The organism is Streptomyces sp. WG7, from assembly GCF_049975785.1.
Taxonomy (GTDB): domain Bacteria; phylum Actinomycetota; class Actinomycetes; order Streptomycetales; family Streptomycetaceae; genus Streptomyces.
Window position 1 is genome coordinate 14,141 of record NZ_JBNGGE010000002.1, and the last position, 13,101, is coordinate 27,241.

Genomic DNA, 13,101 nt, shown 5'->3' on the forward strand with positions numbered 1-13,101 from the left:
CACCGACTCCCGTCCCTCAGCTGACATCCGCCCCTCACCGCGGCCAGGCGGTCAGCAGATCACCGGGGCCGTGGGTGGCGTCGCCGCGGGCAGCCGGTCGTCGGGCAGCCGCTTCAGGTTCTGCGGACTACTGCGGACTACTGCGGACAGCACAACGCGTTCCGGCTCAGTCGGCGGTCCCCGGCTCCACGACCCACTCGGCGTGCAGACCGCTCACCGAAGCAATCATGTCGAAGTCGCCGTCGTAGTGCAGGACCGTGGCTCGATGCCGCTCAGCGGTTGCCGCGATACGGATGTCCTGCGGACTGGCCGCGGACCGGAGGACACCCTTACTCGGATGACATGGGCCTCTCGTCCGTCATACCCAGACGAGCCTGTTCCTCCTCGACGATCCGACGTGCCAGCTCGGTGTCCGACACGTCGACCGCGTCCGGGGTGGCTTCGGCCACGGCGCTGCGGCGGGCATAGGCATCGAACAGGCGCGTCTTGGTCTCCAGCATCTTCACCATGCGTTCGTCGACACCTCCGGTGGCGAGGAGACGGTGCAGGCGAACCGGCCTGACCTGGCCCATACGGTGGGCCCGGGCCACCGCCTGATGTTCGATGGTCGGCTTGATCTGGGGTTCGCAGATGACGACGACGGAGGCGGCCTGCATGTTAAGGCCGACGCCCGCTGCCTGGATCTGCCCCAGGAGCACCGCCGGGCCCTGGACACCGGCGAAGTCGTCGACGATCTCCTGGCGGCGCTGGGCCGGGACGCCGCCGGTCAGCGGACCGAACACCGGAGTGGCCCTGGCGGTTCCGGCCGCAAGGGCCTCCTTCACCACGCCCAGTACGTCCCTGAAGTTGGAGAAGACCACGGTCTTCTGCCCGTTCTCGCCGGCCTCCTGAACGATCTCCCGGAGCCGGTCCAGCTTGGCCGACTTCTCGGGACGCATGTAAGCGGCCCTGCGCATGGCCATGAAGTTGCCCGCGCGCACGGCTTCGCGGTAGGCCTCCTCGTCCGAAGCGCTCAGCTCCTCCCACTCGTCGGTCTGCTGAAGGCTCGGGAGTTCCGTCAGCACGTCCTCCTGGTTGCGCCGCAGGTAGACCGGGGCCACAGCCTTGCGGAAGGCAACCGATCCGGCCAACGCATCCCGTTCGCCCAGGGAGTCCGCGACGTCGCCGTCGAGCATCTGGACCAAGTTGCGGAACTCCACGACCCTGTTCTCCATCGGGGTTCCGGTCATGAGAAGGGCGCGCTCGCAACGCTCCGCCCACAGGCCGACCGCTTGGGACCGCTTGGCCTTCGGGTTCTTCACGGAGTGCGCTTCGTCGACCACCAGCAGCCCGACCTCCCCGCCGCCCGGTGTGGGAAAGCCGCGCAGCGCGTCGAACGTGGTCACCCCGACGCCGCCCCGCCCCTTCCAGTCGGCGAACGCGTAGTGCCGGTCGGGACCGTGGAGCACCATGACGCGCAGGGCGCTGCGGGCCTCGATCTCCCGTGTCCAGTTCACGAGGACGCTCGCCGGGCAGACCACCATGAAGTGACTCTGCCCCTCGGCGGCCAGGTGGGCGAGAACGGCGATCGCCTGGATGGTCTTCCCGAGGCCCATCTCGTCGCCGAGTATCACCTTGCGCTGCGCCAGCGCGAACCGTGCGCCGAACGCCTGGTAGCCGCGCAGGGAGACCCGCCGGTGCGTGTCGTCGAGGTGCTGGGTCCGTACCCGCTCCGCAATCTCGTCCGGCAGGAAGCCCTCTGCGGCAGCCGCGTCCGGCAGCCGCCCGGAGATCTCGGCGAGCAGGCTGTAGTACTCGGCGGAGCGGAGTTCGAAGTCCACCCAGGCCGCGACGTCGGACGAGAGCCCCCGGAGCAGGTCCACCGACGCCTGGGCGAGCAGCTCCGGCAGACCGGCCTGCTCCGCCTCGTCCACCAGCGACCGGGTCTCGGCGACCGCCGCCCACGCGCGAGCCTTCTTCTCCCGGCCGGCCAGGAGCATCCGGACCCTACCGGTGGCGGGCCTCGCGTCGGCCAGCAACGGACCGAGCCGTTCCGCCAGGACGGTCGCCTTGTCGACCGCACGCCGGGCGTCCGGGCCGGCCTCCACCAGGACGTGCAGGGCCATGACGAGCGCGGTGGTGCGCGGTTCCGGCCGGTCCACGTCGATGTGGACGGCCACGGTCTCGTGCACAGCCTCGGAGAGCCTGCGGGCGGCGGCGAGCATCTGGTCGACGGTGCGCTGCCCGACACCGGGAATCTGCCGCAACCGGTAGGGACCCGCTTCGAGAACACTGCCCAGGGTGCGCAGTCCGCTCTTCTCGACGCTCCCCAACCGCAGCCGCCCTTCGGTGACGTCCTGCAGCCGGGCGACGGGAATGGCGTCGAGCTCCCGCTTCACCGCCGCGTCATGGATCGGCTTCAGTGCCGCCCGTACCGCCTCCACCGCCCTTCCGTGGTCACCGACCACTGCCTGCGCCGCCTCATACAGTCGCGCTCCCCTCACGACCGTGTCCCGCTCGCCCCGCCCCACGCTCCCCGCCCTTCTCCGCCCCTCCTCGGCATCTTCCCACCGCCCGCACCGGGCCTCGACCGGCGGTCGCCGCTCCGTACGGATCTACCGAGCCCCGGGGCAGTCATTCATACCTCCAGGCTTACGACCGCCGGTGGCTCGCGTTCGCGGACGCACACCTCCAAAACCTCACCGAATCGGCCTCAGCGCCGAAACTGCCCACGCCGCCGAAACCCAGCGGCGACGACCTCAAGCCCTTCCTCGGTCACTGGAGCCCCTACGGACCCCGCTCCTACTGAGCCGGACCAAGGGAAATCACACCGCCACGAGCCGGACTCGCTCGCCGCACAGCTTGGCCATGTCGTCACTATCGGAAGTCAGCATGACCACGGGGCGGCGCTGTCGCAGCGCGGCCTCGGCGACGGCCGCATCGATCGCGTACTTGTGCCCGTGCAACCCGGCATTCATCAGCAGCTTCGAGGCAGCCCTCGCCTCCTCGTCACCGACCGGGACGACCCGCAGCCCGGAAAGCACCCAGTTCAGGCGTGGCTTGTTCGTACGGGCGTGGACGGCCTCGATGATGGTGAGCGCACTGATCACGACCTCCATGCCGCGCGAGCGCGCCTCAGCGATCAGAGCCACCACCTGTTCTTCGTCAGCGAGCAGCTTCGAGAGTCCCTCGCTGTCGAGGACGAGCGTCCCCTCGTGACTCAGCCTGCGGCGGGCCACTCGGCCTCCTCGGCGAACACCTCGTCGAAGACCTGCCGCGCCCGCTGACGAGCCTGCTCGGAGACCGGCCCCTTGCGGCTCTCGTAGTCCGCCAGGTACTCGTCCAGGACCTGCCCGCGCAGCTCACGCTCGACCGCCTCGGCGATGAACGCGGAGAACTCCCTCTTCCCCACCCGCGCCCGGATCGCCTCCGCGGTCCCCTCCGGCAGCGACAGGCTCACCCGCGTCGCCGGGCCTTCCCCGATGCTGTACGTCGTCTCAGCCATGCCCCTGATTGTGTCAAACGAGTAGGAAAAGCGCAGGCCCGCACTACCTTCACACTCGGCCAGCGCCCCGCTCGCACAATCCCAGCACGGGCACCCCGATCCCATCTCAGCACCATCCCAGCACGGTACGGATGACCAGGATGACGACAGGTGACGAGGGGTCAGCTATCCCAGCACCATCCCAGCACGGGAAAAACCAAGGGCCCGACTCCGAAGAGTCGGGCCCTCTCTGACCTGCATGTTTGCCAGATCGGCGACGTCGCGGTACGTCAGCCGCTACACGTGAAGCGGAATGCCTGCGGGCTGATCCTGACCTGCGGTGGAGCCCCGTCCAGGGCCCTGACCTGGGATTTCCCGGTTGGCATGCGTTGGCTCCCGACGGCCATTTACGGGTGTCCCGCGGACTGGCTGCGGACTGGCTGAGGGTCACTGGCCTGGAAATACATGGCACAGGGGGACAGCCGGTCGATGAGACTGCGCAGGTGAGTCGCCGCTACCCCTGCAGGGCGTCTTCGATGCCGTCCGGGTCGGCGGCCACCTCCGTCGCACGGTGGTTGACGATCACGGTGACATACGAGCGGTCCTCGTCGTCCAGCAGGTGGCCGATGACCGCCAGGACGTGGGCGAGCGAACCCGCGTACGTCTCCAGCGTCTCCGGCAGGTGTCCCCGGTCGGCCAGCCACGCCATGTGGTCCGGCACGGTGCCTGGATCGCTGGCCACCCGGCCGTGCTCACGGCACCAGATGTGGAACAGTTCGGCGCGGTACCGCGGGGCGCGGGGGGTGTTGTGCGGGGTGGCCTGCTGTACACGGCGGGCCACGGCCGACGACAGCGTGCGTCCCGAAGGCGTGACCACCTTGTCCACGCCGGGCGCCGGAAGCGAATCGGCCGCCGCCAGAGGCACCTCCACCGAGGCGTCCAACGACGAATGCGCTGTCCCCGGCCCAAACCCACCCGGCACCTCGTCGACCTCGGCCCAGGCCCCGCCCCTCATGCGCCGGGCCTCGTGCTGGACCGGTCCGGAGCCATCGACCGCGCCATCTCCTCTTCGGTCACGCTCGCTGCCCCTGGTATCCAGGGGCTTTGATTGGAACCATTTCGTTCGGTTCCTCACGGCCCGCTCGATGCCGCCTCGGGCACGCACGGGCCCCTGCCTCGGCTCGCCTTGGCGCCGTTTGCGGCCCTTCCGCGGACGTCATGGTCCCTCGCCGGGCGAGGTGCTGTCGGGGTAGGCCGCCTGGAGGACGTCCGCGAGGTGCCTGATCTTGGCAGGGTCTTCGGTCCCCGACACCACGATGCTGGTGGATCCCAAGGCGATGGTGACGGCGGCCTGATCGTCACCGCGCGACCGGAACCAGTTGGAGACAACCTGAATGAATCCGGGAAGGGCCAGCGTGCCGGAGATCACGATGGCGAGAACATCGAGAGCATCGCCGAGTTTCCCGGGCGTGGGCTCCGGCTTCTCCCATCTGATGCGGCCGATCCTTCGAGTTTCGGGGTCCCGGACGAGGAACGTCCTCAGCTCTTCCAGACCTCCGGCACCGTTCGGCTGAGTGATCTCAATCTTTGCGATCATGATTGCCCCTCCATCTGTTAGGCATGATCCCGACCAGGTCCCCGTCGCCGCCGATTTGGCGGCCCGGAAGGGGGTAGCCGCGTGCTCTGGCGATCCGTTTGGCGTAGCGGTAAAGGGCATCGGCGTCGATGACCGGTGGGCCACCGGGAATTCCATCCGACAGCGCCTTGATGAGCTGCCCCGTGAAGGCGGTGAACCGTTCGCTGCGCGGCGCCAGGGCCGCCGTGGTGGCGTTGGCGGACGTCATGACATACGTTCCGTCGATGGCGGCGGCGCTCGCCAGGTCATCGGGCCCGAGGACGTCCAACGCAGCTCCGCTGTAACAGCTGTCCAGGATGACGACGCGGCTGGAAATCTGGCTGTCTGCGATCTGGATCCGCAGGCTGTTGAAGTCGAGCGCGGACCACGGCCGTGACCGTGAGGAACCCACCAGCCCGAGCAGCAACCGTCCGCGGTCGGTCCAGCCGTGGCCCGAGAAGTAGATGAACAAGGCCCCGCCCGCCGGATCGGCGGCATCCGATGCCTTCTCGATCGCCTCATGGACTTCTGTGGTTGTTGACGGGGCATTGACCACGAAGATGCTGTGCCTCGGAATGCCGAGGCCGTTGGCCATGAGGTCTTCGAGTGACGTGAGATTGTTCGCGATCGACGGGACAGCGGGCATCTCCGCGTAGCCGGAGACGCCAATGAGTACTGCAGCTCCCGTTTGCCAGCAGGGAAGGTGAGTCGGCACCCGTTGCTGCCCAACCAGGGATCGCTGAGAGACCCATTGCATTACTCTCTGTGTCTCGGCCCGACTCTCCCGATCGGCCCTCCCCAGAAGCTCGAGCCAACTGACGCTGTTGTAAGGCTCGCCAGCCCATTCCGCCATGACACTGATTACGGCCAGAAGTTTGTCCCATTGACTGATATGGGGCACAGCAAAGTTGTCGTACGGGCCCAACCACCGGTGCACCGTCGAGAGAGAAGGTCCGCCCGTCGCGGAGGCTGGCAGAAAGTGTTGCGCCTCCCACACGATCTGCCTGACGGAGTATTTCCCTTTGCCACGGCGCGCCTGCTGCGCACGCTCGCGCAGGCCCCGCAGCTCACGGTGGAGAAGCTCCTTGTCTGGCATACCAGCATGCGGGCCGGGAACCTGGACCACGGTGCCCGCCGGACCGTCCACAGAGAAGTGCGTTATCACCTGGGTGGTCGTTTGCTGAAGATTGGCGAAGTGCGCTATCGCCTCCCCTTGGATCGATCGGCCAGTTGCAGGGGCGGCGGGGTCCGTGGGTCCGGCATCAGGGAGGGCGGCCGACTGCGTAGGGGGTGGCTGCTGCGGCGCGGTGACCGGCTCCGGTAGCTGGGCCGCAGCGTGGAAGACCGGGTTGCCTGGGTATTCGCTGTGCGCCGCGCGCGCGAGCAGGGCCTCGCCGTCCGCCAGGACGCCCAAGTCGATCTGGCGGCGCACCTGGGACCAGTACAACCGTGCGGCCAGGTGATTGGACGGCAGCTCGCCCTCCGGGAAGCCGATCGACTGCAGGATGAGCTCGCCCTCATAAGGGATAATTACCCGCTCCAGCTCGTTGTACAGCTCGTCCGGGTTGACCATCGGTTCCTCCCCCGTGATCCACGTCCGCCGACACCTTACAGTCCGTGCCAGCAATTCACTGTGCGTGTTTACCGACTTTGCATGGTATTCGGTAAACCGACACCGGAAGAGGTGGGTCGTGGGCTCACAGTGCGGACCAGCCGTTCAAAGAGACTTCCGAGCCGTTAGCCAGATACTGATGGAGAGCGCTAGCGGTGGTGTCGACGAAGGCTTCGGGAATGGCGTCGGCGTCTACCCAGCGGACCTGGGAGTGCTTGCGGGGTTCGCGGTTTTCGGGTTCGCCTGTCCAGTCGTGGGCGGAGAACACGACCGTGAGGAAGCCGTTGGGGGCTTCCACGCCCCAGGCGCCGTGGATGATGTGGGCGATCTTGAGAGACTCGGGCTTCACGGTGAGTCCCGTCTCCTCGTAGAGCTCGCGCACGGCAGTTTCGGTGATGGGTTCGCCCGGCTCGCTCTTGCCGACGGGGAGGTCCCACATGCCCTGGGCGAACTTGGCGTTTTCGCTGCGCTGAAGGAGGACCACGCGGTTGGTGGCCTTGTCGTGGACGATGACTGCGGCGACCAGCAGGGTCATGGATTCGAGCGCAGGCTTGATGGCTTGTGAGCGGTCGTCGGTCTGCTGGGCCACGGTGTTCCCTTCGTCGGGCGGGTTGTTGGGCATGTTAGGCGAGTGCCTCGCGGGCGCGGCGGGCGAGATCGGCAGCGCCGGGAACGCGGCGGCGTTGGTAGACCGCGAGGGTGGAGCGGATTGAGGTGATCGCCTTGCGGGTGCGGTCGGAGGTCATGCCCTCCATGAGGACCAGGGCTTGGGTCCAGGCGGCGACGGCTTCGTCGGCGCGGGCCTGGGCGGCGAGGCTGTCGCCGAGGTCGGCGTGGGTGAGGGCGTGGACGCGCTTGTACTTCTCCGGGTCCCAGCGGGTGAGGGCATCTCGGTGCTGCTGCTCGGTGCCGATGTGGTCGGCGAGGTCGGTCAGGGTACGGGCAGTGTGACTGGCCACGGTGCCGGCGGCCGGGCCGCTCACGCGGGAGTAGCTGGGCTGGGGGCCGTCATCCCGTATGAGGGCGTCCTCGGCGGCCAGCAGGGCCCGTGCAGCCGACGGGTGCTCGTCGGTGGCTGCGTAGGCGCGGGCGTGGGTGATGTGGAGGAGGGCCTCGGTCTGGCCGTCGACGTGGCCAAGGCCGCGTCGCAGGGCACCTTCGACAAGGTCGACGCAGTAGTGGGGCTGTTTGAGGCTCAGGGCTTGGTGGGCGAGTGCGCGCATCATCCAGGCGGCGTGGCCGTGGGGGTCGGCTTCGCAGGCGAGCTTGTAGCCGACCTGGTAGTAGCGCTGGGCGGCCCCTTCCTGGCCGAGGTCGTGGTGCTTCCACCCTGCGAGGTAGGCGAGTTCGGCGACGGCGCCGAAGGCTGCCCGGCGTAAGGCTTCATTGGGGAAACATCCGCGCAGCATGGGGGCGGCTGTGTCGGCGAGGTACGCGGTGACGGTGGTCAGTCCGTGCCCGCCGCCGAGGCGCTCGTCGGCGGCGCTGAAGGCCGCCGTGATCTGCCGTACGACGTCCACGTCCTCTGCCCCGACCACGGACGTGCCGGTGCGGGCGCGGAGCATGCGGGCAGTGGCTTCGTGGTCGTATCCGAGCGGCATGGCAACGCCGGCGGTGGTGAAGGCCGCGATGGCGAGGAAGCGGCGGCGCTCGACGTCGGCACGGCCCAGGTCGGTAGCGGCGAGGACGGGGTCGGATTCCGCCGGCGCTTCGTCACTGGCCTGGAGGCCGATCTCGGTCTGGGTGATCCTGCGCCCCGCTCGACGGGACAGCGCCTCGGCCAGGTACTGACCTACCCGGCCCGACGGAGCACGAGTGCCGTTCACCCAGTGCGAGATGGCCGACTTGTTGGTCTGAAGGATCTCGCCGTTCTCGGCGGCGATGCGCCGCACGTCTCTGGCGAGAGCCTCGTAGGTGCAGTCGACCGCCTCAATGACGTCACGCAGACGGGAGTTGGGTTCCCTCTGCGCCGCCACGATCGCCTCCACTCCGGAGCTGTAAACCGCGTATACCGCTTCAACTGCCTTCCACCGTACCCACTGAGCGTGACCGCAGGTTCACTTATCAGTAGCCGCCCGGAACAGCGCGACCGTGATCCAGGCTTCCTCTTGGTCCGGGCGGCCTCCCGAACTTCCCTACGCCCACACCAGGTTCGGGCATTCCTGTGCCCGCACCCGGACGAACAGAGACGGAGACCCGGTGACCACCATCGACACCACGACCATCACGGTCAAGCTGCCCGGGGCGTTCGACCCGCGCTGGAGCCGCCTGCCCGGCATCCAGGTCGACGGCCGGCGCATCACGATCGACCCGACCGAGTACTTCTTCCGCTTCGAGTCGAACACCTGGCTCGTCGCCGACTGGGAGCTGGTCAAGGCCCAGCTTCTGGACGTCGACGAGACGACCGAGAGCGCGGTCGAGCAGCTCGCGCTCGACTTCATCAAGCAGCACAGCGAGTCCACCTCCGAGGCCGCCCGCGTCCTGGCCACCGCGTACGAGGTGTACGCGTACCTCTTCCGCGACGACCACCTGGCCGGCCTCGGACTCCCGCAGATCACCGCCGACCACCTGCGGATGCTCCGCGAGGCCGCCACGCTCATGGCGCTCAACAAGGTCGAGCTCGACGGGCACATCTCCAACGTCGGCCCGTGCTGGTTCTTCCCCGCCGCCACCTCCGTCGTCTTCGACCTGGACGACGAAATGGGCGGAATGCTCGACGAGGTCTACCACGGCGGCTGGTTCAACGAGCACCGCCGGATCGAGTCCATCAAGGCTCACACAGCGCTCGGCGGCCGGCTCGTACACGGCTGCCAGTCCGTGCCGGACCAGACCGGCGGCGTGGTCGCACCCTACGGCGCCTCAATGGCGAACTTCCGCGACGACCTCGCCGCGTTCAAGGCGGGCTGGATCGAGCAGGTCTACGCCCACCGCGTGAACCCCGCCGCGTAACCCCACCCGATCAGGCTCCGGGGCGGGCCGGCACCCCTCGCCCGCCCCGGACGCCACCACCCATCCCCGGAGCCCCCACATGACCACGAACCCCAGCGCCGAACTCCTCGACAACCTGCTCACCGCGACCGGCCAGACCACCTCCCGACGGGAGGAGGTACGCGTGTGGTCCATGTCCGGCGTCGAGCGCGTCACCTTCCCCGACGGCTCCACGGCCGTCTTCAAGTACGCCAAGAAGCCCTTCGACAGCGAGGACCAGGCCCTCCGCCTGGCCCACACCCTCGGCGTACCCGTCCCCCGGGTCCATGCCTCCGCCGTCCTGGACGGCTGGCTCGGCATGCTTGTTGAGGACCTTGGCCCCTCTGTACGCGAGGCCGACGACCTCGACGGTGTCGCCGCGGCCGTGATCCTGCACGGCACCCGTACGGCTCCTCCCTTGCCCGTACTCGACCAGGACCGGCTGCGGAAACTGCCGGCCCGGGCGTTGGAGCACCTCGAACGGCTGCGCAAGGCCGACCGGTGGCAGGACGCCGACGAGGTCGAGGACGCGCTCGACCGGATCTCCCAGGCCGCCGAGGCCCGCTCGGCCGGAGCGACGATGGCGCCCTTCGGCTGGGTGCACTCCGAGTTCCACCCCACCAGCCTCCACATCGGCGAGCGCGGCTGGCGGCTGCTCGACTTCGCCCGCGCCTTCACCGGCCCTGGCCTACTCGACCTCGCCAGCTGGCACGGCACCATCGAGCCCCCGCACCCCGTACGCCTGCGCGTCTTCCTGGAGCAGTACGTCACCGCAGGCGGCACCCCCGACGCCCTCGCCCCTCGCGGCGGGCTCACCGCCGAGAACTGGGCCCTGGGCTGGCACCGCATGTGGGCCGTCGAGTGGTTCATGGAGCAGTCCATCCGCTGGATCAACGACCCGGCCACCGACCCCGCCCACATCAAGGCCGTCGGCCGCCACCTCACCGACGTCCTCCACCTCCTGGAGATCTGACGTGCTCGCCCAGGCATCCCCCTGGCACGCCCACGCCCTCCAACGCACCGCCGCCGGACTCGCCGAACCCCTCTCCGTACGCGCCCGGATGGAATGGACCACGAGACCCAGCCAAGGCCCCAGAGCAGAGATCCTCGGCCCCGACCTGCACGGCAAGCGACTCCTGGAACTCGGCTGCGGCCCCGGCCACAACGCCGCCCACCTCGCCACCCGCCACGGCTCCCACGTCACCGGCGTCGACCTGGTCGGCCTCCAGGTCCGCCGCGCCCGCTCCCACTACGGACGGCTGAACAACCTCACCTTCGTCGCCAGCCACGCCCTGCACTACCTGCACGCCTCCGACGAGCAGTTCGACGCGATCTACTCCGTCTTCGGAGCCGTCGGCCTCGTCGCCCCCGAACTCCTACTCCCGGCCATCGCACAGCACCTCACGCCCGGTCGAGTGCTGGCCTTCTCTGTCCCCCACCCGCAGCGCGGCGGCCGCAGGCCCTCCGGCGACGACCGTCCCCGCCGAGACCACGTCACCCTCCCCGACCGCACCCGGCTCCCCATCGCCCGCTGGGAGTTCGACACCGACCGCTGGGAGAAGCACCTCAGCCAGGCCGGCTTCTGGCTCACCTCGGCCCAGGAGTTCCACGACCCCCGCATGGGCCACTGGCCCACCACCCTGCTGATCCGCGCCCGCAAGCTCTGACAGCCGCGTTCATCCGGCCTATGGAGGACCGATGCGCCCGCCCTACCTGCTTCTCGACATCGACGGCGTCCTCATACCCTTCCCAGACGAGCACGGCACGACCCCGGCCACCCACGCCCGCCACGACGTCGTCCCGACCGGCCGCAGCGCCGACAACCCGGTCACCGTCTGGCTCAACCCCGACCATGGCCGCCTGCTCACGGACATCATCCGCACCGGCTTGGTCACCCCGGTCTGGTGCACCAGCTGGCGCCAGGACGCCACCGCCCTTATCGGCCCGCTCCTCGACCTTCCGACCCTGCCGTACGTCGATCTCCCGCGTCCGCAGATCACCACCAGCCACCCCAACGGCTACCTGTGGAAACGCGACCACGTCGACGCATGGCTGGGCGACGCCCCCGCCGTCTGGGTCGACGACGACTTCACCGGCCTCGACCATGAATGGGCGGTGGAACGCACTGCGAAGGGAACGACAACCCTCCTCATTCAGCCCGACCCGCACCTCGGTCTACAGCCCGAGCACCTGACCGAGGTCACGAGGTGGGTCGCGCAGTTACGCACAGCCCACGCCGCCTGACGACTGATGCCCTCGCTGCCACGAGCAGCGAGGGCATCAGGGTGCACTGTGGGCCCTGCACCAGGGCTACTGCCACAAGTCCGCTCCATCGCGCCCACTCGGGTCCATGGCCAAGAGATCTTCGTGCAGGCCCGAGAGGGCTCGACCAGTCGGGGCGCCGTCTTCGGCTGACTCCATGACGAGCCAGCCGACATCGACGCCCGATACGTTCACATCACTCCCGGTGTCCAGCTCATCGAGCGTTGCGAACACTGCCTCATAGGCGACCGCTCGCGCCAGGCGAGCGAGATCCTCCTTGTTCGCCCCAGCAGCAAGAAGCCGCTGGGCAACAGGAAGCTGATCGATGGCATCCGGATCGGCCCAACCGCCGATCGGACCGCGCCACAGACTTCGCAGCAGCATGAACCGCGCGAGGTGTGGAAGGTCCTCGCAGATCTCCGACTTGGCCCAGTCTCCAGCATCGGCTGCGCCGAGTGCTTCGAATCGCGCGCGCAGCGACTCCGCTGCCGCCCTTCCACGCGCGTCCAGACTGTTCAACCAAGCCTGCCACTCGTTTGAGGATTCACTCACCGTGACAGCATGCCCCACGCGTACCTCGGCTGGAGATCCGCCAGCACTATCAGCAGCCTGGCAGCCCAAGCCGATCACTACTCTGTTCGCATGACCGTGAACGGAGATCGCCAGTTCCCCGCCGCGCTCGCCGCTGCCATGGCGGTCCGGCTTGAGTGCATTGGCGAGGACGGTGTCGACTTCGAACCCTACGAGTCCTTCCTAACCGCCGATGAGACCACCGAGTGGTTCCGCGCGTGGACCGGCAACGGCGAGCTGAACGGCGACGACTTCCGCGTGTTTGGCCAGGACGGCACCGGCGGAAACGCAGCGTTGTGGCTGTTCCGTGAAGGTCGGGAACTGGTAGAGCAGCCCGTCGTCTTCCTGGGATCCGAGGGGGAGACAGGCGTCGTCGCTCGCGACCTGGGTGCCTTCCTGTGGCTGCTGGCTGACGGCTTCGGCCCGTGGGAAGCAGCCACCTCGTACGAGCCCGAGCCGGATTGGTCTCCCCAGGCCAATCGCGACCTGGCGGCTATCGCGGAGCGATTCGCTCCGGACCGCCGCGCGTCGGCAGCGGTGATCATCGCGCAGGCCACACGAGAGTTTCCTGACTTCGACGACACCATCATGAAGCTCTGCCGTTGAGTCGGG

The 13,101-nt window shown here is 68.5% G+C and carries 14 protein-coding genes and 1 pseudogene; 5 read left to right on the forward strand and 10 right to left on the reverse strand.

Annotation, left to right across the window (positions count from 1 at the left end):
* Nucleotides 1–166 precede the first annotated feature (166 nt).
* The 9 genes and pseudogenes from ACP4J0_RS02425 to ACP4J0_RS02465 all read right to left on the reverse strand — a co-directional run.
* Nucleotides 167–298 (reverse strand): annotated as a pseudogene (locus tag ACP4J0_RS02425) (VapC toxin family PIN domain ribonuclease); the annotation flags it as partial.
* A gap of 31 nt (nt 299–329) precedes the next feature.
* Entirely contained in the window at nt 330–2,483 is a 2,154-nt protein-coding gene (locus ACP4J0_RS02430; RefSeq protein WP_426596931.1) for a DEAD/DEAH box helicase, read from the reverse strand.
* Nucleotides 2,484–2,804: 321 nt separating this feature from the next.
* Entirely contained in the window at nt 2,805–3,218 is a 414-nt protein-coding gene (locus ACP4J0_RS02435; RefSeq protein WP_426596932.1) for a PIN domain-containing protein, read from the reverse strand.
* Complete coding sequence (locus ACP4J0_RS02440) at nt 3,200–3,484, reverse strand: hypothetical protein (protein WP_103541406.1); 285 nt, start codon at nt 3,482–3,484, stop codon at nt 3,200–3,202. The genes ACP4J0_RS02435 and ACP4J0_RS02440 overlap by 19 nt, the downstream gene beginning before the upstream one ends.
* A gap of 493 nt (nt 3,485–3,977) precedes the next feature.
* Nucleotides 3,978–4,304, reverse strand: a complete 327-nt coding sequence (locus tag ACP4J0_RS02445; RefSeq protein ID WP_426596933.1) for a hypothetical protein — start codon at nt 4,302–4,304, stop codon at nt 3,978–3,980.
* A 375-nt stretch (nt 4,305–4,679) separates the two neighbouring features.
* The gene (locus tag ACP4J0_RS02450; protein WP_426596934.1) at nt 4,680–5,060 is read right to left on the reverse strand and encodes an effector-associated constant component EACC1; all 381 of its coding nucleotides are present in this window, start codon (nt 5,058–5,060) and stop codon (nt 4,680–4,682) included.
* A complete protein-coding gene (locus ACP4J0_RS02455; RefSeq protein WP_426596935.1) occupies nt 5,044–6,651 on the reverse strand; it encodes a caspase, EACC1-associated type in 1,608 nt (535 codons plus the stop codon). The genes ACP4J0_RS02450 and ACP4J0_RS02455 overlap by 17 nt, the downstream gene beginning before the upstream one ends.
* 124 nt (nt 6,652–6,775) lie before the next feature.
* Entirely contained in the window at nt 6,776–7,312 is a 537-nt protein-coding gene (locus tag ACP4J0_RS02460; RefSeq protein WP_426596936.1) for an NUDIX domain-containing protein, read from the reverse strand.
* Nucleotide 7,313: 1 nt separating this feature from the next.
* The gene (locus tag ACP4J0_RS02465; protein ID WP_426596937.1) at nt 7,314–8,666 is read right to left on the reverse strand and encodes a tetratricopeptide repeat protein; all 1,353 of its coding nucleotides are present in this window, start codon (nt 8,664–8,666) and stop codon (nt 7,314–7,316) included.
* Nucleotides 8,667–8,889: 223 nt separating this feature from the next.
* On the opposite strand from ACP4J0_RS02465, the gene ACP4J0_RS02470 reads away from it, so the two are divergent.
* The 4 genes from ACP4J0_RS02470 to ACP4J0_RS02485 all read left to right on the forward strand — a co-directional run bounded on the left by ACP4J0_RS02470 (nt 8,890) and on the right by ACP4J0_RS02485 (nt 11,901).
* Entirely contained in the window at nt 8,890–9,639 is a 750-nt protein-coding gene (locus ACP4J0_RS02470) for a hypothetical protein (protein WP_426596938.1), read from the forward strand.
* 79 nt (nt 9,640–9,718) lie between these two features.
* Nucleotides 9,719–10,630 (forward strand): phosphotransferase family protein, encoded by a 912-nt coding sequence (locus ACP4J0_RS02475; RefSeq protein ID WP_426596939.1) that lies wholly within the window; start codon nt 9,719–9,721, stop codon nt 10,628–10,630.
* 1 nt (nt 10,631) lies between these two features.
* Entirely contained in the window at nt 10,632–11,324 is a 693-nt protein-coding gene (locus ACP4J0_RS02480; RefSeq protein WP_426596940.1) for a class I SAM-dependent methyltransferase, read from the forward strand.
* 31 nt (nt 11,325–11,355) lie between these two features.
* The gene (locus ACP4J0_RS02485; protein ID WP_426596941.1) at nt 11,356–11,901 is read left to right on the forward strand and encodes an HAD domain-containing protein; all 546 of its coding nucleotides are present in this window, start codon (nt 11,356–11,358) and stop codon (nt 11,899–11,901) included.
* 66 nt (nt 11,902–11,967) lie between these two features.
* Here the strand turns inward: ACP4J0_RS02485 and ACP4J0_RS02490 are convergent, their stop codons facing one another.
* Nucleotides 11,968–12,471: a hypothetical protein gene (locus tag ACP4J0_RS02490; protein ID WP_426596942.1), complete on the reverse strand. Its 504-nt coding sequence runs from the start codon at nt 12,469–12,471 to the stop codon at nt 11,968–11,970.
* 90 nt (nt 12,472–12,561) lie between these two features.
* On the opposite strand from ACP4J0_RS02490, the gene ACP4J0_RS02495 reads away from it, so the two are divergent.
* Nucleotides 12,562–13,095 (forward strand): SMI1/KNR4 family protein, encoded by a 534-nt coding sequence (locus ACP4J0_RS02495; protein ID WP_426596943.1) that lies wholly within the window; start codon nt 12,562–12,564, stop codon nt 13,093–13,095.
* Nucleotides 13,096–13,101 lie beyond the last annotated feature (6 nt).